The organism is Fictibacillus solisalsi (genome assembly GCF_900103485.1).
GTDB lineage: Bacteria > Bacillota > Bacilli > Bacillales > Fictibacillaceae > Fictibacillus_C > Fictibacillus_C solisalsi.
This window is the reverse complement of the sequence record NZ_FNHW01000001.1, coordinates 3,093,794-3,115,666: the sequence shown is the minus strand read 5'-3', so window position 1 is coordinate 3,115,666 and position 21,873 is coordinate 3,093,794. Positions and strand designations below refer to the sequence as shown.

The window sequence follows — 21,873 nt, the reverse complement described above, 5'->3', positions numbered from 1 at the left end:
GGAATGAAGCTTGGCTGCTGTACGACCATCGATAACTCCGTCATTGTAAAAAAAGCCGGTTTTGATTTTCTCGAATGTACGGTGGTATCCCTCGTCCCGGAACATGATGATGATTTTCCCGCGATCCTTGAAAGCTACCAGGAAAGCGAACTTCCGGTAGAGGCATGCAATATCTTTTTGCCGGGATCACTTAAAATCACCGGTGAACACGTGAACATCTCATCGGTTGAACGCTATGTTGAAAAAGCCCTTCTTCGCGTGAAACAAATCGGAGCCGATACAGTCGTGTTTGGAAGTGGAGGCGCAAGGTCATTGCCGGAGGGATTTTCCAGGGAAAAGGGAGAGGAGCAGGTTGTTCGGTTCCTTGATCTTGTGGCAAATTACAGTGATCCTCTTGGCCTGACGATTGTCATCGAGCCGCTGAATCGAAAGGAAAGCAATATCATTAACTCGGTCCCCGAAGCTGTAGCCATCGCCAAGAAGGTAAATCGTCCATCAATCCAGGTGCTGGCCGATTTTTATCATATGGATGAAGAAAATGAACCGCTCCAGCACCTTGTTTCCGAAAAAGACTATATCCGCCATATTCATGTGGCTGATAGCGGAAGGCGGGCACCGGGTACGGGGACCTATCCTTACGAAAGGTTTGTTTCCTGCCTGGGCGAGGCGGGGTACAACGGGCGGGTCTCCATCGAATGCCAGTGGCAGGACTTTGAAGCAGAAGCAGGTGCAGCAAGGCAATTTTTATCATCGGTTCTTTACTCCCGGAAAGTATAGTCAGTCAGGCCGTTCGTTTAATTCGTGAAGGGGGAGAAAAAATTGGAGGAAGAATTCTTTGTTTCTGAATACCGGATGTCCAAAGAGATCAAGAAAGAGGACTATGATTTTCATTCCCATGATACGTACGAAGTGTATTTCTTTCACAGCGGAAGATGCAAGTACTTGATCGGCGATGAAATCCATCACCTGCAGGAAAACGACATTATCATTATGGATGGTTTGACACTGCACCGGCCTTATCCTGAAGAAGATCAGCCTTATATCCGGAGTGTGATCCAGTTTTCCGGAGAGTGGCTGAAGCCTGTGCTTGCCAATTTAAAGGTACCCGAGCTGTTAAACCCTTTTTATATGCTGAACAATTGCTTGTTCCGAGGGGTGGACCAGGATATGCTGCTTGAAATTGAAGAGCTGATCAAGAAAATAGCACAGGTCGGTTTTTCAAAAGGATACAAGCAGGAGGACAAGTTTGAAAACCGGCTGAAGGAAGGTGAGGTAACCACCCTTCTCGTGCAGCTGCTGTTTAAAATCTATGAATTAAGCAAGTTGAGGATCGTCAAAATTCCCTCCGTCAAGTCGGAAAAAAGCATGCACGTCGACCGCATCATCCGATGGGTGGAAGACAACCGCGAAAAGAACATCAAACTGGACGATATTGCCAAGAGCCTGAATATCAGCAAATATTATATGTCCAGAATCTTTAAATGCGTAACCGGCTTTACCATCATGGAATATCTGATGAGCTGCCGCATCAAACGGGCCAAGTATTTGCTCGAAATGCATCCTGAAATGTCGATCCTGGAGGTGGCATTGGAATCCGGATTTGAAAATTCCTCGCATTTTAGCCGCTTTTTCCGCAAACAAGTCAAGATTACACCGACTGCCTACCGCAACGAGCGTACCATAAGTGAAACGTTAGACCAGATTGGAAACTATTAGAACAAAAATAGAGCAAGATCAGACAAATTTTTCAAGAAAAAAGACCATCCTGTAACCTTTAAATTATCCGAAAATTAGTAAAATTAAACCAGATAAATGAAAGCGTTTTATTATCCAGACAAAACCATTTGATTGTCCCGCCAATTGAAAGGAGGCTGTCATGGCTAACAACAGCATTGAGCTGAACGTCCAAATGGAAGTGGAAAAGGTGCGCAACAAACGGAAGGACTGGGGGCTGAAATGGTATGTTTTCCTGATTCCGAGTTTCTTAGGGATCCTGCTGTTCATGGTCTACCCCATCTTTGAATCCCTGCGCCTCAGTTTCTATCAATCCAACGGAACAGTCGAGCATTTTATCGGACTCGCAAACTTTAAGTCTGTTTTATCCTCGAACTCGTTCTGGAACGCCGTATGGAATACCTTTTTTATCGGCATCTTTCAAATCATTATTACCATTCCGCTTGGTTTTATCTTTGCATCGATTATTAACTCTACCAAACGGGGCCAGAATTTTTTCAAAGTGCTCTATTTCCTGCCTAATGTTACGTCTATCGTTGCCGCTGCCATGATTTTTGCTTTCGTGCTTCATCCGGAAATGGGGATCGTCAACTATGTTCTTCATGCCATCGGGCTGCCGGCACCAGGCTGGCTATCTGATCCTTCCACCTCAAAGTGGGCGGTCATTATTCTTGCCGTCTGGCACTGGATTGGTTTTGTCATTATCATCTGTCTTGCCAATCTCCAGGCGATTCCGAGCGAAATGTACGAAGCCGCAAAAATCGACGGAGCAAGCGGACTTCAGCAATGGTTTTTTATCACCATTCCCAATATGGCAGGAACCTTTGCCTTTTTGCTGATTACCGGATGGATTGGAGCGCTGCAGCGATTTAACGAAGTCTATGTGCTTGGGGGACCAAACGGAAGTCCGGCACGGTCGATTCAAACGATGGGAGCGTTTATTTACGAACGGGGCTTTACAGGGTTTGAGTTTGGAATCGCTTCGGCCGCGACGTATATTATGTTTATTCTGATACTGGTCTTCACATTTATTAACCTGAAAGTTTCCAAAATGAAAATTTAAGCGAAAGGGGGATGTGTTTCATGAAAGCTGGACTTTCTTATAAAAAGAGAGAACAGATTGCAGGAGGCTTCAACTTCGTTATTTTGCTGCTGTTTGGTCTGCTGCTCATTACGCCCTTTGTCTGGATGGTGAGCGTGGGATTTGACCGCACCGCCAATGTCACGATGCCCTTTCCGCCCAAACTAATACCAAAGCACCTATCATCGTTTAACTTCGGCATCGTGTTTGAAAACGGAAGCCTGATCAAGGCTTACCTCAACTCTGCGATCGTTACCGTCAGTTCTGTCTTTATCGGTGTATCGGCATCACTTTTGGCAGGATACGCATTTTCCAAAGGCCGGTTCAAAGGAAAAAAGGTTTTGTTTGTGGTCGTCCTTTGCACGCTCATGATCCCGATGGAGCCGCGCCTGATTCCGTTGTATAAGCTGTTTAATTCAGTCCATCTGCTTAATACGTTTTGGCCGCTCGTTCTGCCGTCACTGATCAGCGGCATGCTGATCTTTCTTTGCAAGCAGTTCTTTGACCAGCTTCCCGACACGCTCAGGGAGGCCTCGCAAATTGACGGCGCAGGGGAATTTACAACCTTTTTCCGCATTTATCTTCCTCTTGCCGGACCGATTGTGGCAACGATGATCATTTTGGCCTTTATCTGGAGCTGGAACGACTTCATGTGGCCGCTCGTTGTGCTGAACGACAAAGAGCTTCAGACGGTTCCTCTTTACCTCGCCAGCTTCTCGCTTGAAAACGGGACAAGCCTTGGCGGATTAACGATGGCACTGGCAACCATGAGTGTTCTGCCGATCGTCATTTTATATCTGTTTTTGCAAAAGTACATCATTCAGAGCATTGCGCTTAGCGGTGTAAAAGGAGAGTAGGACCATTTTAAAGGAGGCGAAGAAATGAAACATGTTCGGAAAGGGATTTCGTTATCGCTCATTTTAATTCTGGCTGTGGTGGCCATGCTGGCTGGCTGTTCAACCTCGGATACTTCAGGAAAAGCGGATGGAAAGTGGGCAGGGAAAAAGATCAAGGTGCAGATGATCGGGGATTTCAAGGATAAAACGGCAACTGATCCGATCACGGGAAAGAAAGTGAAAGGGATTGACGTATTAAAAGAGGAATTTGAAAAGCAGCATCCCGGTGCAACCGTGGATTTCATTCTGATGCCCTGGGAAGGATACACGGAAAAAACACAGGCGATGATCACCTCCAATGAAGCCGATGTGTATCAGATGCCCGGACTTGCCGATTTCGCGCCACAGGGTGTGCTTGAACCTCTTCAGCCGTACATCGATAAAGACAAAGAAATGGATCTGGACAAGTTTATCGACAGTCAAGTGGATGGCTGGAAGGTGCTTGGCAAGGATGACGACAAACTGCAAATCTACGGTCTTCCGTTTTTGGGAGACGCACGTTTTATCGCGTATGACAAAAAGCTGTTTGACGACTGGGGTGTTGAATACCTTTCCGACCACCCGACCATGAAGGAGGTTGCGGAAAAAGCGAAACAAATGACTGGGAAAAACCCGAAAACCGGAAAGCAGAATTATGGTATCTGGTTCCGCGGTGACTGGTCCTCCGCCTTCACCCTGATCGATCTGGCTGAAGGTCAAAACGGTAAATGGGGAGAAGGATTCGCCTGGAAAGACGTGAAGTTCAATTTTAACTCTCCGGAGATGAAAAAAGGGCTGGACTGGCTGCTCGACATGAAGAATTACGCGCCAAAAGGCCTTGTCAGCAACCAGGGCCAGGAAAAGTGGTTGACCAAGGATAACAACGTTGCCATCATGATGAACCAGGGACCTGGCGATACCATCAAACCGACCTATGCACAAGGGTTAGAAGACCGGATTGGAATCGCGCAGGAATTCAAGAACAAGGATGGAAAAGGCGGGTTGTTTGCAGGAAGTCCGCTTGCGATTGCCAAGAGCAGCAAAAATAAAGACCTGGCCTGGGAATGGATTAAATTTGCGACCGATGAATTTGCGCAAAAGTACGTCTTTGAAGAAGTTGGTGCCATTCCGGCCATTAAAGCCGCAAAAACCTGGAAGAGTACAAAAAAAATGCCGCTCATGCAGCCGGTGTTTGAAGCGATGAGCAGCCCATGGACACCACGCTATCCTTGGGGCTCCTCACAGCCGCGCTTTACCTTGACGTCAGAGGTGGAAGCTGCCTTGACCGGCAAGCGTACTGCGGAACAGGCGCTGGAAAAAGCGCAAAGAGAGAGCACCGCCTGGGTGAAAAATAGAAAGTAAGCCGAAGGAGGAGGAGAAATCCTCCTTTCTTTGCATAGGAGGGATGTTGGATGGATGGCACGGCCTTTGGGGGTTTTTACATGGCCTGTGTGTGGTTTGCACGGTTCGCGTTCTCAAGTGTTCTGTGGCTCCTTTTCAGCCTGGCAGGACTGATAATCGGCGGTGTTTTCCCGGCAACCGCAGCGCTTTTTGCGGTTGAGCGTTCCTGGATCAGGAAGGAAGAAAGCCCTTCGCTTATCCGGCAGTTTTGGAGAGAGTATCGGACTCAATTTGTAAAAGCAAACCTGCTGGGGTATTTCATGGTGCTGTTCGGGCTGCTTCTGTGGGTAAATGTAAAACTGGTGTTTCCGGTTGATTATTTTTTGGTTGGTGGGCTGAAAGTTTTGCTTCTTGGTTTGTTCTTTTTATATGTCATCGTCATGCTTTATCTCTTTCCGGTGCTGGCCCATTTTAAAGGCGGACTTATGGATTGTGTGAAGAATGCCTTGTTTGTCGGATTGTCTTCACCGTTGATGACCGTGCTGAGCGGCCTGAGTATCCTGGTGGTAACATATATTTGCTATGTCATTCCGGGGCTTTCTGTCTTTTTTTATCTGAGTGGTGCAGGCTTTCTTTCCATGTGGTTCTCCCATTGTGCGTTTCTCAGGCTCGAAGGGAAAGCAAAGGCGGGTGGGCTGAATGGATAATCCAACGCGGCTCTTATGGCTCAACACCATGCTCACTTTGGCTGGACTTCCGCTTGAGGCGCTGGCTAAAAGAGAGCTCAAAGAAAAAATGCAGGTGGAAATGAAAGAAGGTGCAGACAGAGATTCGTATGTTCATCTGGAAACACTGGCCCGGCTGCTTGTCGGCATGGCGCCGTGGCTTGAAGGAAAATCAGAGGGCAGGGAAGAACATCTTCGAAAGCGTTATTGCGAGCTGGCCCGTGAGGCGATTGACGCTGGAACGGACCCGGCATCCCCTGACTATATGAATTTTTCCCATGGTTTTCAGCCGATTGTGGACACTGCATTTTTGGCCCAGGCCATTGTTCGTGCACCAACCGAGTTGTGGGAGAAGCTGGATGGCCGAGCGAAAAGGAACGTTGTCATTGCCTTACAAGCGACCCGTTCAAGAAAACCCGTGTTCTCCAACTGGCTGCTGTTTTCTGCGATGATTGAAGCGGCTTTGCACCGGATGGGTGAAAGTGATTGGGATCCCATGCGGATTGACTATGCCATCAAGCAGATGGAGCAATGGTATGCGGGGGATGGCGTCTACAGTGACGGTCCCCATTTTCGCTTTGATTATTATAACAGCTTTGTTATTCAGCCGATGCTGCTCGATGTTTTGGAGGCGGTTGGCTCTCATTATGATGACTGGCACGAACGGGCAGAGACAGTTAAAGATAGGTCGCGGCGCTATGCAGAAATCCTTGAACGATTGATCTCGCCGGAAGGAACCTTTCCACCCGTTGGCCGGTCGCTTGCCTACCGTTGCGGTGTTTTTCATACGCTGGCTCAGCACGCATGGCGAGGGGATTTGCCGGAGAGTGTAACGCCCGCCCAGGTGCGCTGCGGATTGACTGCCGTTTTGGAAAAGTGCCTGCATGCACCCGGGACGTATACAGATGACGGTTGGATAACGGTCGGATTTTGCGGCCGTCAGCCGGGAATTGGTGAAGGTTACATTACGAATGGCTCTGGCTATCTTTGCTCATTAATATTTTTGCCATTGGGCTTGCCGGAATCAAATTCCTTCTGGCGTGATGAGGATGAAAGCTGGACGTCAAAAAAGGCATGGTCCGGATTGGATTTTCCTATTGATCATGCATTGAAAAGTTAATGGGAAAGGAGAGCTGACAGTATGAAAGGATTATTTATTATGGATGAGGCGCCTTTTGAGTGGGTGTACCCGTCAACGATCCGGCAGCAAATTGAAGATCTGGTTGGTATGGATATTCCTTTTTTGACTAAGGACCAGGTCAAGGAAAATAAATCCATTCTAACGGATGTTGAGGTTGTTTTTTCGGGATGGGGAGGGCCTGCGCTCGACGAAGCGTTTTTGGCGGCAGCACCGCGTCTGAAAGCTGTTTTTTATGCGGCAGGAACAGTAAAAAACATTGCCACTCAGGCGTCGTGGAAAAGAAACATCCGAATTTTCAATGCGGCTGAAGCGAATGCCATCCCGGTAACGGAATTTGCACTGTCCCAAATTCTGTTTTCCTTAAAAAACGGCTGGAGCTATGTCCGAAATATCCAGCGGGATCGGGCTTATCCCGGAAAATCAACATCTGCCGGAGCAGGAGCGTTTGGAAGCACAGTAGGAATCATCTCACTGAGTAAAATCGGCCGCCGGGTTTGTGAGTTGCTTGAGCCTTTTGATGTGAAGGTCATTGCCTATGATCCATATGTAAACGAAGAGGCTGCCGGAAGTCTGGGTGTGGAGTTGTGTACACTGAAAGAGGTATTTCAGCGGGCGGACGTCGTTTCCCTTCATACGCCGTTATTGGAGGAAACCCGCGGAATGATTACGGGACAGCATTTCTCCCTGTTAAAACCAAACGCCAGTTTTATAAACACAGCCCGCGGGGCGATCGTACGAGAGGATGAAATGATTGAAGTGCTAATGAATCGCGGCGATATCACTGCGGTCTTGGATGTGACGCATCCTGAGCCGCCTCTTTCAGGATCACCTCTATTTACCCTTCCAAATGTGGTGCTGACTCCGCATATTGCTGGCAGCAAAGGCCCGGAGTGTGCCCGTATGGGACAAAGCATGCTGGATGAATTTCAGCGATATTTGAGGAACGAACCGCTCAAGTGCGAGGTGCTGGAGAAGGATATGGGGATTATGGCGTAGAGAGAAACCCGCACAGTGTGAGCCAGAAACCGCTGTTTATTACACCCACAATCGTAAAGGGGCACCGAGGAAAGTGATTACTCCTTGAGTGGTAGTTGGGAAGCTGTGCTTCTAAACTATCACTCTGCCCATTTTAATAGTAATAAGTTATTGAACCCTCTTAGGCCCAAAACGGGTAAGTATACACCGGTCCAGGAGCATAGCCAAAATGATCCCTGCTGCATACCTCACCAGATCCGCAGCAAGAAATCCTTTTCCAAGAATCAATGCTCCAGGTAAAGTATCCCGGACCTGATTGATCCAGTCCGCCTGATAGAGCTGTGAGAATTCAATTCCAAAGCTGAACAGAAAACTAAGCGCCATGGCTGTTCGCAGATTTTTTCGTATCAAGAGAAAACGAAACCCAAAGTACACCATGGCAGCCCAAAGAGCATCACCGATATTCTCAGCCAAGAAATCTGGAAGGGAGGAGCCATATGCTCTTGAGGCAAGACCGACTATAATCGTGATTACAATGAACAAAAGATAGATGGCTCGTTTCAATTCATTCACTCTTTCATAAGAGATTAAAAACGCTGTCAGATAACCTAACATATTTTAACATATATACTTCTCCAGTTCGTATAATCGATTTATGAAAAAGGGGGAATCTGCTCCTGCTAGCGGGAGCAGAAGATAGTTAAGTAAAGAAAAAACTTCTGCGAGGAAAACGATGCAGAAGTTTTTTTAGTTACTAAAACTTGAACAGATCCTATTCCTTTTGCTGCTCAGCGGAGGTTTGAGCAATGTCTGCAGGGAACTGACACATTTAGAGAGGAGGTTTCTGCTCCGACAGCAATATCTTGAATGGAAATGGTGACTTGTTCCGCAATTGTTGAGGATTGTTCCGCAGATGCCGTAAACTGTTGGGAGGAAGCACCGACTTCACTGGCTGCCCTGTTATAATCGAAAACGATGACAGGGCCATGGCACTTTTGATGCCACACTATTGAAAATGGATATGAATGCGGGGGATGCGCTCCCACATCATCATTTCCTGAGCAAGCAGCAATCCTTATAAATGATTCATCATCCTAACAATGTAAATTGCTTTTATCGAGGGAGAGGAAGTGCAAAATTTGATTGTACAAGCAGGTCAAAAAAAGCTAGTTAAAGGGCACAAATATGGCCAGGGGGCTGCTTTTGGGACGTTTGGAGAGCTTTTGCAGGGGATCCGGAATGAAAACGATAAAGACTTTCTTGTGACACTGCCAATCGCCAATTTTTCCCGTGCTGCTTTTACGTGTATTCCAACCGTTAACTCCCTGACTATATATCCCTCTAATAAATTGAAATCCCTTAATTTAGCAAACAACATTTTAAGGCATTATGGCCTGCCTGCTGGCGGGCATTTATATATACAGTCTAATTTACCAATTGGAAAAGGATTCGCCAGCTCTTCTGCTGATCTTGTCGCGGTGATTAGGGCCATCTCTGATTGTTTCCAAATTCATATCCCTTTGGAAGAGGCTCAAAACTTTCTGGCAGAAATCGAACCGACAGATGGTGTTATGTATGATGGTGTCGTCTCTTTTTATCATAGAGAAGTAGAGTTATGTAAGTTTATTGGACAATTGCCTCCGCTAAGTATTGTAGGAATCGACGAAGGAGGAATCGTTGATACCGTCGAGTTTAATAAAGTACCAAAAAACTTCTCATCCATGGACAAGGCTTATTATGAAGAACTGTTAAAGGATTTAACAAAGGCAATCGAGAATGGAGATGAAGGAGCGATTGGAAAAGTTTCGACTACCAGCGCTTTGATGCATCAACGGATCCGACCTAAAAGGACGTTAAATCAAGTCGTAGCGATATGTGAAGAAGTAAAAGGTCTGGGCATAGCTATTGCGCATAGCGGCACATGTATAGGCATCCTGTTATCAAATAGCGACGATCAATTTCATCAAAAAATGGCGGCAGCAAAGGAAAAGCTTTCTAAGCATTCTAGAGAGGTGATGGTTTATCATTCCTGGAATAAGAGCCAGGACCATGGTCAAACGAGAGAACCCATAATGGGGAGGAGCTACTGATTTTGATCAAAAGTAGTAAAAACATAAAAAGGAGGCACTCATGTACCGGAAAGAATTCTATGTGTTAGACCGTAAAATGCCCGTTTCTGCTGTCATCCGAAACTACAAGACAGAAGATTTCGATGATTTGATTGCGGTTCAGCGGGAAAGCTTTCCGCCTCCTTTTTCTCCTGATCTTTGGTGGAAAAAAGAGCAATTGAAGAATCATGTGGAATTATTCCCCGAGGGAGCGCTTTGTGCAGAAATCAACGGTAGAATGGCAGGTTCCATGACCGCTCACCTGATTCATTTTCAACCGGATGATCCTGACCATACCTGGGAAGAGGTGACAGACGGAGGGTATATCCGGAATCACCAGCCAGACGGCAACTCACTGTATGTGGTTGATATTTGTGTACGGCCTTCCTACAGAAAGCTTGGAATCGGCAAATGCCTGATGAACTCCATGTACGAGATTGTGGTTCATCACGGGCTTGAGCGGCTGATTGGCGGGGGAAGAATGCCGGGCTATCATGAAAAATGCAGCAGCCATACACCAGAGGCCTATCTCGAATCGATTGTGAAGGGAGAGTTTCATGATCCGGTCATTACGTTTCTCATGAGCTGCGGACGCGTTCCTGTCAAGGTTGTGGAAAACTACCTGGAGGATGAAGAATCCAGGAATTGTGCTGCGCTGATGGAGTGGAGGAATCCTTTTTTAGAATAGGGATGAAGCAACAAAAGGAACCACCTCTATCGTGTCAGGGACAGGGTGGTTTCTTTTTTTGTGTCTTATGAACTGATAGAAACATAAAAATTGCTAGATTTTCACTACTAATTCCCTTCACCCTGACATAGGTTGTAATAAGAGATTTGAGCAACCAGAATGGAGGGAATGTATGAAACGGGGATTATTATTCCTTTTGATGACGTTCATCATCGTAACCGGTCTTTTTACGGGTTTGAAAATCAATCAGCTGCTTTTTGAAACATATGAAGATAATGAGACATCCCCGCTGGGTGTGACAGTGAATGAGGAGAATCCGAAGCAGCTGGGGCGGGAGGCGAAAAATCAGCTGAAGCTGGATATCGAAGAGGAGTTCCGCTCATCGATGTTCTATACCTTTGGGGATTTAAACCGATACCATTCGGTTCTGGATACGCAGGCGGTTCTTGGTAAAAAGGAAACGTTCTTTATTATTCGATCGAAAAATGAGGCATATAACCAACAAGTGGAAAGGTTCTTTACGGTAAGTCTTGATCATTTTAATAAGGAAGCCGATCCTGTGCGCCGGGTTCATCAGATTTGGCTGGTTGATAAGGATTTTACGATTCTTAAAAAGCAAAGGGTCTATTAAGTGCAATAACAGATAGAAGCAGCCACCTCGCATAGGGACGAAGAGGGGGCTGCTTTTTTTGTTAAACGAATGTTTACATCCTTTACCCCTTTAAAGGAATTGGATTTCTGTTATACTATAGGTATGACACTTTTTCAGCTCTATTCTCTTATGGCGAATACATAAGTGTTTTGATGCAAATAGACTAATGACATTGTGCCACGGCCCCCCATTGGATGTGAGGAGCCGGGCCTTTTCTTATTGGAGGAAAAATAGGATGAAAAATCAACACGTTCATATGTTGTCTGTTTCCAAGCCGGGTGGATGGCTTTTGATTTTGGGTATTATCTTTGCCGGCGCTAATCTGAGAGCGCCATTAACCTGTGTAGGGCCGCTCATCGAGATGATAAGGGAGAATACAGGGATGTCCAACACACTCGCGGGTATGCTGACGACCGTGCCACTGCTCGCTTTTGCTCTGATCTCGCCACTGGCGCCTAAAATGGCACGTAAATTCGGCCTGGAGCACACGCTGTTTGGTGCATTGCTGTTACTGGGGGCAGGTATATTATTGCGGTCTGTTCCTCTCTCATCCGGATTGTTTGGCGGGACGGTATTGCTTGGAGTTGCCATAGCGGTATGCAACGTTCTGCTTCCGAGTTTAATCAAAAGAGAGTTCCCGAACAAGGTAGGTCTGATGACAGGAACCTATTCGGTTTCCATGAACATGTGGGCAGCCGTTGCCTCCGGAGTGAGTATTCCCATTTCAAAAGGATTGGGCTATGGCTGGCGCTTTGCGCTAGTGTGCTGGGTGCTCATCTCACTCGTTTCCATTCTTGTTTGGCTTCCTCAGCTAAGGATGAAGCATGTTCCCATATCTTCTGTAAAAGGCACATCCATGTGGGGTTCAGGGCTTGCCTGGAAGGTGACACTGTTTATGGGGCTGCAGTCCACCGTTTTTTATTCGATTATTACCTGGCTTCCGGCCATTTTGCATCAGCAGGGACTGAGTCCTTCAAAAGCCGGCTGGCTGCTGTCACTGACTCAATTTGCGAGTCTGCTCCCAACGTTCTTCGTTCCGGTTTTGGCGGGCAGGAGCGCCGATCAGCGAAAACTCGTAGCCTTTACGGTCCTCTTTTTACTCTTGGGCTATGCCGGGATTCTTAGCGGATTGACCTGGCTCGCTCCGCTCTATGTCATTTTGATTGGGATCGGCATCGGCTCAGGATTCGGCCTGGCGACCATGTTTTTTGTGCTTCGGACGCAAAATGCCCATCAGGCGGCAGAGCTATCAGGAATGGCCCAATCGGTCGGTTATTTGCTGGCTGCGATTGGACCGGCCCTTTTTGGCTTTTTGCATGATAAAACCCATAGCTGGACCCTTCCCCTTACAGTTTTGGTCGTGGCCGGCGTTCTACTTTTTTTCGTTGGCATGGGAGCGGGAAGCAATCGTTATGTGAGCGTTGAGAAAGATACTGATGTTCTTCAGAAAAAGGCTTTATAACGTAAGAAAACAGGCTGTTGAAAACGAACAGCCTGTTTTTTTATATAGATTTTTAAGGCAGGAGATATACCATATAGTGCGGATAATCCTGCAATTGCTCTCTTCTTAGCTTTCCTTCATCTACTAATTCATTAAGTCCCTTTTCCACTTCGATTGCTTTGACTCCATACAAATCGGCCATTTTTACAGGTGAAACGGCCATATGCTTCGGCACCTTGGCCGAGGATACAATCATCGCGGTGACATGCGAAAGTAATTCTTCCTTCTCCATTTTTTGATCCACTCCTTTATCACTTCTATCAAAATCCTAACCAATCTCTACTTTTCCTATGCAATCTATTTTAATTGCTTTCGGTTTTGGAAATGCTTGTTAAAAAGAAACGAAATTGGACTAAAGGAGGCTGATTTATTCAATGGAAGACAACCATTTTTCCATACAAATCAACGGAAAAGAATTTCCTGCTACAGAAGGCCAAACCATTCTGCAGGTGGCCAAATCACAGGACTATGAGATTCCGAGCATTTGTTATCACCCTGACCTGGGTACGATTCAAACGTGTGATACCTGTTTTGTGCAGGTAGAAGGCGAACTGGTTCGTGCCTGCTCCACTAAGGCTACACCCGGGATGCAGGTCGATTCACTGTCAAAAAACGTTAAGGATGCACAGTACGAAGCAATGTCGCGTATTTTAAAAAATCATGAGCTCTATTGCACCGTTTGCGATAACAATAACGGCAACTGCGTGGTGCATAATACGGCTGAATACCTGGAGATTGAGCATCAGAAATATAAATTTGAAGCGAAACCTTACCCGCCGGATAACTCACATCCTTTTTACCGCTATGAACCGGATCAGTGCATTTTGTGTGGAAGATGTGTGGAAGCCTGTCAGGATTTGCAGGTGAATGAGACGCTGACCATCGACTGGGAACGTGAAGCACCGCGCGTGATTTGGGATAACGATGTTCCAATCGATGAATCATCATGTGTTTCTTGTGGCCACTGTGTCACGGTCTGTCCCTGTAATGCACTAATGGAAAAGTCGATGCTCGGAGAGGCGGGGTATCTGACTGGCATTCCGGCCAACATGCTTGGACCGATGATCGATCTTACGAAGGAAGTCGAGCCAGGGTATAAGGAGATTTTCGCCATATCCGAAATGGAAGCAGCCATGAGGAAAGCCCGGATTAAACGGACTAAAACCGTGTGTACTTACTGTGGGGTAGGCTGCAGTTTTGAAGTTTGGACGAAGGGCCGGGAAATCCTGAAGATTGAACCGAGTGAGGAAGCACCGGTTAACGGAATATCCACCTGTGTCAAAGGAAAATGGGGATGGGATTTCGTCAACAGTGACAAGCGGCTGACGAAGCCTTTGATTCGAAAAGGAGAAGAGTTTGTTGAGGCCACCTGGGAAGAAGCGTTGAAACTCATTGCAGAAAAGCTGACAGGCATTAAGGAAGAGCATGGTGCTCATTCCATCGGCTATATCGCCTCTTCCAAATGCTCGAACGAAGAGAATTATCTTTTTCAAAAGTTTGTGCGATCCATTATGGGAACCAACAATGTGGACAATTGCTCACGATACTGCCAGTCTCCGGCAACGGCAGGACTGTTGCGGACAGTTGGAATTGGCGGTGATGCCGGAACAATTAAGGATATTGCAGCATCTGAGCTGGTCATGATTATTGGGGCCAATCCGGCAGAATCCCATCCTGTTCTGGCTACCCGAATTAAACGGTCCCACAAATTGCACGGGCAAAAACTAATGGTCGTCGATCTGAGGAAAAATGAACTGGCTGAGCGGGCTGATCTGCATGTTCACCCCAAACCGGGTTCAGATTTAATTTGGCTTTCAGCAGTTACCAAGTACATTCTTGATCAAGGATGGGAAGACAAAGCATTTTTGGAGAAACGGGTTAATGGATTTGAAGAATACCGGTCATCATTGGATAAGTTCACACTGGAATACGCCGAGGAAAAAACAGGGTTATCCAAAGAAACGTTGATCCAGATGGCAACCATGATTCATGAGGCAAAATCGGTCTGTGCTCTATGGGCAATGGGTGTCACCCAGCATATGGGAGCGACCGATACGAGTACTGCCATCTCCAATTTGCTGCTCGTGACAGGAAATTACGGACGAACCGGAACAGGTGCGTATCCGCTTAGAGGACACAACAACGTTCAGGGGGCGTGTGATTTTGGCACAATGCCGGCTTGGATGCCGGGTTATGAACCTGTCCAGGACAAAGAAGTGCGCGAACGCTATGAAAAAGCATGGGGCGTCAAGCTTCCGGAAGAGCCGGGACTGGATAACCATCAAATGGTGGAAGGTATCCATAAAGGAAAGTTAAAGGCACTTTATTTGTTCGGTGAAGACATGTCACTGGTGGATTCCAATTCGAATTTTGTGGATGCTGGCTTTGAAAAGCTGGAATTCTTTGTGGTGCAGGACATTTTCTTCAGTAAAACAGCACAATTTGCGGATGTGGTTTTACCGGCAGCACCAAGTCTGGAGAAGGACGGTACGTTCGTCAACACGGAACGCCGCATCCAGCGTTTTTACAAGGTGCTTGAGCCGCTTGGCCAGTCGAAACCGGATTGGGAAATCTTTCAGGAGTTGGCCAATATCATGGGAGCCAATTGGAACTATACTCATCCTGGAGAAATCATGAAAGAGGCGGCCAGTCTCGCCAAGATCTTTGCCGGTGTAAGTTATGAGCGGCTGGAAGGATGGAACAGCCAGCTTTGGCCGGTAGCAGCAGATGGTACCGATTCTCCGCTCTTATACGAGGAGAGGTTTGCATTTCCTGACGGCAAGGCGAAGCTGGTTGTTGTGGAATGGACTGAGCCGTTTAAGCCGGGTGAAGAGTTCGACCTGCATTTAAATAACGGCCGTTTGCTTGAGCATTTCCATGAGGGAAACATGACCTATCGCTCAGAGGGGCTTACACACAAAGTTCCTCATCCTTGGGTGGAAGTCTCGCCAGAGCTTGCCCGTGAACGGGAGCTTGAGGACGGTGCACTCGTTGGCCTGACTTCTCCATATGGCCATGTGGAGGTCCGTGTAATCGTCACCGACCGGGTAAAAGGCAATGAGCTGTATCTCACCATGAACACTTCTGAGGACATTGAAGCGGTTAACAAGCTGACGAGCAGCTACCACGACATTACGACTCATACACCGGCATACAAGGAAATGGACGTCAGAATGGAAGTGCTCGAAACTTCTGGAGAGCCTCCATTGCCAAAGGTGAATCACCGGTTTGGCAATCGTATTCCGCAAATCAGTGTTCGTGTGGAAGCCAAGTGGAAGCGTGACGATTTCACGCCAATCGAAGAGTTGATAAGGGGGGACGAATATGGCGAAAGCAATCAGGCAAATTAAAAAGGAAGGCCGCACCCGGGAAGAAGAACAGGCGGAAGCAGTGGCAGGAATTGTTCGGGAACTGGCGGACAACAGCGAAGCAATTCTGACCATGATTAGCATCGTGAAAAATCTTCATGAAATGGGGGCGCTGGATACCTTATCCGCTCTTATTGAAAAACGTAACGATGTAGGAGTAATCGCCGTCCAGCAATTGAACAAGCCTCAAATGCACAAAACGATAAAAAACGGAATCAATGCCTTTAACTTTTTAGGAACATTGAACCCTGACCAGCTTAAAACCATGCTCTCCGGACTCAGTAAGGGGATGGAGCGAGCAGCGGATTCTGCAGAAAACGAGGAAACACCAAGTTTATGGCAGCTGGGAAAAAGCATGCGCACTCCGGAAACGAGAGCAACTATGGCCATGATGATGGAGTTTTTGCAGGGCATGGGCGAAGGCCTGAATGAGGTCCCAAGACACAATAAATAAAGGATGGAACCCGAATTGGAAGCAAAAAGCATCAAAATTAAAGGATTGGAAAATGAGCAGGACGCCAATACGATTTCAAATGCCCTTCATCATGTATGGGGAATTGAAAAGGTGGATGTTAACATCAGCCGGGGAGAGGCAAGTATCAGTTTTGATCCCAACATGGCGTCCTATGAGGATTTTCTTCAGGCTATTCAGGAAAGTGGATATGCTGTCTTGGACGAGCTTCATTGAAAGGAGGAGGAACGCATGAAAAAATGTGAAATTTGCGGGGTTGAAGAGCAGCTGGAAAAAAGCGAGATGGAAGATTCCCCGAAAATACTTCATCTCTGTGAAAACTGCCAAAATGACCGCAGGCTGGAAAGTATATAAGAGGGAAGGCCTGCACTTCTACTTCAGGCTAATATTCTTATGTGATTGACATTGACATAAATACTTTTAGATAGACAGAAGAATGTCCTAACAATATGTATATTGCGTGCTAAATTGTTAAATAAAAACTTTTTTCTTATAAGAAATTGGGCAAGTACTAGAGACTACATGTTTGTTCCTAGTACTTGCTGACATTGTTCCACTCTATGGCGTGTCTATGATGGGCAGGCTCTAAATTTAAAAAATCCATTCCCAAGCATCACGGCAACAACGTTTTTTATGTCGCCTGCATTTCTTAGAGGATTGTCTTTTAGAAAATTTATGTGGAGAGGAACTTGAACTGGATGAACTGCTGCTACATAAAGAAGAACGGGATCGTTTTGATGAATGTTTGGAGGATCGTCTAGAAGAACGTTTATGATGAGAGGAACTAGAACTAGAACTAGAACTAGAACTTTTTGTTCTAGGTGGTTTTTTTGGCATAAGATAACCTCCCTTAACGAATTAATAACAAATAGGACTATAGCCCTTCCAATATCTTATTCACCTGTTTTAATGGAGTTTGGACTAAAACCCTGTCTGCCTCGAAAAATTTTAAAAAACCCGTTGAACAAAAGTCTTTATGCCGCAACTCTGACTTCTGGAAATTGTGATTTACATGAAAAAACAAGGATGATCAGACAACATCATCCTTGTTTAAATTAGAGAAAATTTGCGAACACCTGTCGCCATAATAGTGGTTCCTGCCCTTCCCCTCCACTTGACTGCAAAAATTAAAATATGGCTATAAATTTTTATTTGCAAAGTTTAAGTTCAGGAGCAGATAGAATATACAAGGCGTTTTGATTAGCTGAAACATCCAAAAATAATTTTGTGTCTTCTCCAAAGTAAATCGCCTCAATTTTTACTTTGCACCACAATGCTCCATAGATTATTCCTAATTGTCCTGGAGCCCCTGAGGAAATTTCCAGTATTTGAATTACCTGCTTTTCCTGCCAATGAACTTGAAGGTTTTGTAAAATGTCTCTTACGATAAGCAGCTCGCTATTATTTTCGCCTGCCGTTTTTCCCACTACGAATCTAAATATATTTTGATTATTAGGAGTCTTATATTCTTGGAATCCGTTAATATTGATACCGTTTAGGGCTAATCTCCTTAGTAATCTTGCAAGTGTACGATCATCAACTATAATCATGAATTGATTTCTAATATTATATTTCAAACCATTACGCACTTCATCTATTACCTCCTTATAAAGATTGAGGAGCATCCATCCAACAAGCTAGTATATTTATATCTTTCTCTTGCTTTCGTCATATACGCCATTAGCAGATTTCAGAAGTGTCATAGTTACTCCTTTATTATATTTCTGTATTCCTGATTTTATGTTTGAGTTATGGAGTAATAACCAACGAATGACTTGCAAGTCCCTTCCTTTATGAAGCAGGAACTGAAAAAGACAAATATTCTAATCCTCCAGACCGGCTACCCCCATTTATCTCGACGAAAAACTTCAATTACTATTAAAAAAAGGATAGGGATTGAATTATTGTCATCCTATTTGAAAGAATTATCTCTAAATGGAGTATACGGATGAATTGCTTTTGTAGTTCAAGACGGCTATAATAGCAAAAGAATGAAACGATACGTATCGTTTCATTGGAGAAGGTTTTGGAGGTTGTAAATCATGATTCAAACCAAACAGCCGAGGAATAAGGAAAAAATATTGGAAGCAACCATCAGTGAGTTGAACCATAAAGGCTATTTGTGTTTGACGATTGAGGGGATAGCAGCAAAAGCCGGGGTCGGTAAAGCGACCATTTACCGGTGGTGGCCAACGAAAGCGCATCTTGTACTGGATGCTTTTTTAATGGTGACAGAGTCTGCGTTTCAATTTGATTCCAATGATTCGATTAAGAAGAATTTTGTGGAGCAGTTAAAAAACCTGGCGGATGTGTTCAGCACAACGCTCGGAAGATCGATGCTGGCCATCATTGTGGAGGATAAAGAAATTTCGGATGAATTTTATACCTCGTATTTAAGTTTGCGCCGAATGGATTCAGCCTCTTTTTTAGGGCAGGCCATGGAAAGAGAAGGGATTGAAGCGGAAGTAAATATTGATATTCTGCTTGATATGCTGATCGGTCCGATCTATTTTCGTATCCTCATCTATAAACAAACACCAGATGAATGTTTTATTTCTGAACTGGTGGATCATGTCATTGCTGGTATTTTGCCGGCATGCAGTGGTAAGTAAGAAAGTAAAGGAGATCGGTAGTGGAAAAGAAATATTCAATTATGACCCTTATTTTATTGTGGAGCGGATTGGTCATCATCTCGAGTATGTATGTGACCATCCCGCTCACCACCGTGTTCACGGACACTTTTCATGTTACGGCCAATCAGGCAGCCTGGATTGGCAGTGCGTTTTCGTTATGTTACGCGGTCGGATGCCTGCTGTACGGGCCATTTTCCGACAAGTATGGCCGTAAGGTTTTCCTTGCCTGCAGCATTAGTGCGTTAACAATCGTTTCTTTTGTTATTGGATTTGTGGATCATTTTTCCGGATTGGTCACGCTTCGGGCGCTTGAAGGATTGATTGCAGCCGCGTTTGCACCAATCTCTTTTGTATATGCCGCAGAAATGTTTCCACCGAAAAAACGGCTGACAGCAGTCGGTTTTATCAGCTCGGGCCTTTTGATGGCAAGTGTGGTGGGGCAGGTGTTTAGCGGGGCCGTTAACCATGCGTATGGATGGCACGCCATCTTTACCATTTTGGGTGTGGTTTACCTGGTTTCAAGCCTGCTGGTTATTTTCTTTTTACCGAAGGATAATCTTCCGCGAGCCAAGGGCAGTGTGTTCGCACAATTCAAGCAAACGAAACTGTTGTTCCGAAATGGACAGCTGATGATGATCTACATCATTACATTTACTCTTCTGCTGTCACTGGTTGGCATGTATTCCGTTTTAGGGAATTATCTCGCTTCTCCAGAATGGGAACTGTCTGCCCAGCAGATCTTGTGGGTACGGGCCTTCGGCATTATTGGGATGCTGCTGTCGCCATTTGCCGGGGGAATGGCGAAAAAACTGGGGAATGGCCTGATGCTCCGCGGCAGTCTGGTGTTAAGTGTTGCCGGTCTGGTTGGACTTGGTTTCAGCCATAATTTGCCGATGCTTGTGTTCACCACAGTTCTTTTTGTTGCCGGAATCGCGTTGATCACGCCAATTTCGATAACGCTCATAAATCATTTGGCAGGACCTGCAAAGGGAAGCGCCATTTCCTTCAACGCTTTTATTTTGTTTTTAGGCGCGAGCACAGGACCCACCGCCGCACTCTATTTAATGAGCCACGTTTCCTATCAGAGTGCCTTTGAGATCTTGAGCCTGGTTATGGCGGCAGGCTTCGTGGTCTCCCTGTTTATCAAAACACACCCTGGACGGACAGAGGCTATGCCAACTGTAAAGCAGGTTTCATAAAGTGGAAAGAAATGACCGAATAAGTAGAGGTCATTTCTTTTTTTTGGATTTCCTTGTTAAAAGATAGAGAGTGCCCCACTTAAAATTCCAGCAATAGTCATGACCAGCGCGGTGCCAACTGCATATTTCGCAGTGAATCGAATATGATCCCTGAATTCAATTCCAGCTAAGCCTATTAATACATATACGGAACCCACCAGTGGGCTAAGCAAATGAAGAGGTTGTCCGAGTAAAGAAGCCATGCCGATCTCAATAGGCTCTATGCCGAATTGTGAAGCTGTTTTGGCCAGTATCGGAATAATACCAAAATAGTAGGGATCATTGGCCATAATAAACGTAAATGGCATGCTGGTAATAGAAGTGATTAACGGCAACTGTGGTCCCATAAAGTCCGGGATAATAGAGACCAGTGCCCCAGCCATGGCATCAACCATTTTGGTTCCTTCTAATATTCCGGTGAAAATTCCTGCAGCAAAAACGAGAGGAACAACAGTTAATATGTTGCCTGCATGTGCCTGTAGCCGTTCCTTTTGATCCTCAAGCCTGGGATAATTGGCGACCAGAATGATAGAAAAACCGAGCATGAATAATACAGGAATGGGAAGCAGGTTAGTTAACAGTGCTGCCACCAGAAAAAAGGTAAACAAAAGGTTAAACCAGAAGAGTTTTGGACGCTTTAGACTTTGATCCTGTTGATGATCAGCAGTGGAAATTGCCAGTTCCTGAATTGCAAGGGAGTGGTCTTTAGTAATTCCCAGTCTGGATCTTTCCCGTTTTCCAAGGAAAAGGGCAACGGCAAAAATCCAAAGAACACCGGCAATCATCGCTGGAATGATGGGGACTAGAAGTTCGGAGGTATCCAGTTTTAAAACGGATAAAACTCTGGCAGTTGGCCCTCCCCAAGGAAGAATGTTCATGATGCCCATGGACAATGCAGGAAGACAGGCCAATATTAAAGGATTCATTCCCAGCCGCTTATAGATTGGCAAAAGAGCAGTAACAACGATCATATAGGTAATCGTTCCATCACCATCTAATCCTACTAGCAAAGATAAGGCGGCCGTACCTATCGTAATCTTCACCGGATCACCTTTAACAAGCTGAACCACTTTATTAACAAGTGGATCAAACATGCCCGCATCGATTAAGACTCCAAAGTACAGGATGGCAAACACAAGCATGATCCCTGTTGAAGCCACCGATTCTATCCCCTTAAGCATCATGGGACCTAAATTCGTAAAGCCGCCAAGCAAGGCGAAAACCACAGGGACAAGAATTAGAGCATTTAATGCAGATAACTTTTTACTCATGATTAAATACATAAAAACGATGATCATGGCAAAACTCAAAAATGTTATCACGATAAAACCTCCTTTGAAT

22 protein-coding genes are annotated in these 21,873 nt (G+C 45.6%); 18 read left to right on the top strand and 4 right to left on the bottom strand.

The genetic code is table 11. From position 1 onward, the window contains the following. The first annotated feature begins 3 nt into the window (after nucleotides 1-3). From BLT53_RS15735 to BLT53_RS15700, 8 genes are all read left to right on the top strand, one after another. On the top strand, nucleotides 4-777 hold the full coding sequence (locus BLT53_RS15735; RefSeq protein WP_090236136.1) for a sugar phosphate isomerase/epimerase family protein: 774 nt from the start codon (nucleotides 4-6) through the stop codon (nucleotides 775-777). A gap of 42 nt (nucleotides 778-819) precedes the next feature. Further along, nucleotides 820-1,716, top strand: coding sequence for an AraC family transcriptional regulator (locus tag BLT53_RS15730; RefSeq protein ID WP_244520431.1), 897 nt, complete (start codon nucleotides 820-822; stop codon nucleotides 1,714-1,716). A gap of 160 nt (nucleotides 1,717-1,876) precedes the next feature. Further along, nucleotides 1,877-2,797, top strand: a complete 921-nt coding sequence (locus BLT53_RS15725; protein ID WP_090236134.1) for a carbohydrate ABC transporter permease — start codon at nucleotides 1,877-1,879, stop codon at nucleotides 2,795-2,797. Between the two features lie 20 nt (nucleotides 2,798-2,817). After that, complete coding sequence (locus BLT53_RS15720) at nucleotides 2,818-3,672, top strand: carbohydrate ABC transporter permease (protein WP_090236133.1); 855 nt, start codon at nucleotides 2,818-2,820, stop codon at nucleotides 3,670-3,672. Between the two features lie 24 nt (nucleotides 3,673-3,696). After that, nucleotides 3,697-5,052 (top strand): extracellular solute-binding protein, encoded by a 1,356-nt coding sequence (locus tag BLT53_RS15715; RefSeq protein ID WP_090236131.1) that lies wholly within the window; start codon nucleotides 3,697-3,699, stop codon nucleotides 5,050-5,052. Between the two features lie 50 nt (nucleotides 5,053-5,102). Next, entirely contained in the window at nucleotides 5,103-5,738 is a 636-nt protein-coding gene (locus tag BLT53_RS15710; protein WP_090236129.1) for a YesL family protein, read from the top strand. Beyond that, a complete protein-coding gene (locus tag BLT53_RS15705; protein WP_090236128.1) occupies nucleotides 5,731-6,876 on the top strand; it encodes a DUF2264 domain-containing protein in 1,146 nt (381 codons plus the stop codon). The genes BLT53_RS15710 and BLT53_RS15705 overlap by 8 nt, the downstream gene beginning before the upstream one ends. Nucleotides 6,877-6,897: 21 nt before the next feature. Then, a complete protein-coding gene (locus tag BLT53_RS15700) occupies nucleotides 6,898-7,893 on the top strand; it encodes a hydroxyacid dehydrogenase (protein WP_090236126.1) in 996 nt (331 codons plus the stop codon). A 147-nt stretch (nucleotides 7,894-8,040) separates the two neighbouring features. Here BLT53_RS15700 and BLT53_RS15695 read toward each other — a convergent pair whose 3' ends face one another. After that, the gene (locus BLT53_RS15695; protein WP_342027874.1) at nucleotides 8,041-8,445 is read right to left on the bottom strand and encodes a ribosomal maturation YjgA family protein; all 405 of its coding nucleotides are present in this window, start codon (nucleotides 8,443-8,445) and stop codon (nucleotides 8,041-8,043) included. Nucleotides 8,446-9,011: 566 nt separating this feature from the next. Here BLT53_RS15695 and BLT53_RS15685 point away from each other — a divergent pair. The 4 genes from BLT53_RS15685 (at nucleotide 9,012) to BLT53_RS15670 (ending at nucleotide 12,782) form a co-directional block, all read left to right on the top strand. After that, nucleotides 9,012-9,962 carry a GHMP family kinase ATP-binding protein gene (locus tag BLT53_RS15685; RefSeq protein ID WP_090236121.1) on the top strand — a complete coding sequence of 317 codons (951 nt, stop codon included), beginning with the start codon at nucleotides 9,012-9,014 and terminating at the stop codon, nucleotides 9,960-9,962. A gap of 40 nt (nucleotides 9,963-10,002) precedes the next feature. Next, a complete protein-coding gene (locus BLT53_RS15680) occupies nucleotides 10,003-10,668 on the top strand; it encodes a GNAT family N-acetyltransferase (RefSeq protein WP_090236119.1) in 666 nt (221 codons plus the stop codon). 172 nt (nucleotides 10,669-10,840) lie between these two features. Continuing rightward, on the top strand, nucleotides 10,841-11,299 hold the full coding sequence (locus BLT53_RS15675; RefSeq protein WP_090236118.1) for a hypothetical protein: 459 nt from the start codon (nucleotides 10,841-10,843) through the stop codon (nucleotides 11,297-11,299). A gap of 256 nt (nucleotides 11,300-11,555) precedes the next feature. After that, nucleotides 11,556-12,782 (top strand): CynX/NimT family MFS transporter, encoded by a 1,227-nt coding sequence (locus BLT53_RS15670; RefSeq protein WP_090236117.1) that lies wholly within the window; start codon nucleotides 11,556-11,558, stop codon nucleotides 12,780-12,782. Nucleotides 12,783-12,834: 52 nt separating this feature from the next. Here the strand turns inward: BLT53_RS15670 and BLT53_RS15665 are convergent, their stop codons facing one another. After that, nucleotides 12,835-13,053 (bottom strand): hypothetical protein, encoded by a 219-nt coding sequence (locus BLT53_RS15665; RefSeq protein WP_090236116.1) that lies wholly within the window; start codon nucleotides 13,051-13,053, stop codon nucleotides 12,835-12,837. A gap of 142 nt (nucleotides 13,054-13,195) precedes the next feature. On the opposite strand from BLT53_RS15665, the gene fdhF reads away from it, so the two are divergent. Genes fdhF through BLT53_RS25645 form a run of 4 tightly spaced genes read left to right on the top strand, consistent with a single transcriptional unit; the run spans nucleotide 13,196 to nucleotide 17,015 of the window. Further along, the gene (fdhF, locus tag BLT53_RS15660; protein ID WP_090236114.1) at nucleotides 13,196-16,171 is read left to right on the top strand and encodes a formate dehydrogenase subunit alpha; all 2,976 of its coding nucleotides are present in this window, start codon (nucleotides 13,196-13,198) and stop codon (nucleotides 16,169-16,171) included. Then, nucleotides 16,146-16,643 (top strand): helical membrane plugin domain-containing protein, encoded by a 498-nt coding sequence (locus BLT53_RS15655; RefSeq protein WP_090236112.1) that lies wholly within the window; start codon nucleotides 16,146-16,148, stop codon nucleotides 16,641-16,643. Before fdhF ends, BLT53_RS15655 begins: the two co-directional genes overlap by 26 nt. A gap of 15 nt (nucleotides 16,644-16,658) precedes the next feature. Continuing rightward, nucleotides 16,659-16,877 carry a heavy-metal-associated domain-containing protein gene (locus tag BLT53_RS15650; protein ID WP_090236111.1) on the top strand — a complete coding sequence of 73 codons (219 nt, stop codon included), beginning with the start codon at nucleotides 16,659-16,661 and terminating at the stop codon, nucleotides 16,875-16,877. 15 nt (nucleotides 16,878-16,892) lie between these two features. Further along, nucleotides 16,893-17,015 carry a hypothetical protein gene (locus BLT53_RS25645; RefSeq protein WP_280138808.1) on the top strand — a complete coding sequence of 41 codons (123 nt, stop codon included), beginning with the start codon at nucleotides 16,893-16,895 and terminating at the stop codon, nucleotides 17,013-17,015. A 794-nt stretch (nucleotides 17,016-17,809) separates the two neighbouring features. On the opposite strand, the gene BLT53_RS15645 is transcribed toward BLT53_RS25645, so the two are convergent. Beyond that, a complete protein-coding gene (locus tag BLT53_RS15645; protein ID WP_090236110.1) occupies nucleotides 17,810-18,250 on the bottom strand; it encodes a hypothetical protein in 441 nt (146 codons plus the stop codon). Nucleotides 18,251-18,703: 453 nt separating this feature from the next. Between BLT53_RS15645 and BLT53_RS15640 the strand changes: the two genes are divergently transcribed. Continuing rightward, the gene (locus BLT53_RS15640) at nucleotides 18,704-19,273 is read left to right on the top strand and encodes a TetR/AcrR family transcriptional regulator (RefSeq protein ID WP_090236108.1); all 570 of its coding nucleotides are present in this window, start codon (nucleotides 18,704-18,706) and stop codon (nucleotides 19,271-19,273) included. A 20-nt stretch (nucleotides 19,274-19,293) separates the two neighbouring features. After that, nucleotides 19,294-20,493, top strand: a complete 1,200-nt coding sequence (locus BLT53_RS15635; RefSeq protein WP_090236107.1) for an MFS transporter — start codon at nucleotides 19,294-19,296, stop codon at nucleotides 20,491-20,493. Nucleotides 20,494-20,549: 56 nt separating this feature from the next. Here the strand turns inward: BLT53_RS15635 and BLT53_RS15630 are convergent, their stop codons facing one another. Continuing rightward, a complete protein-coding gene (locus tag BLT53_RS15630) occupies nucleotides 20,550-21,854 on the bottom strand; it encodes a CitMHS family transporter (protein ID WP_090236105.1) in 1,305 nt (434 codons plus the stop codon). Nucleotides 21,855-21,873: the final 19 nt, after the last annotated feature.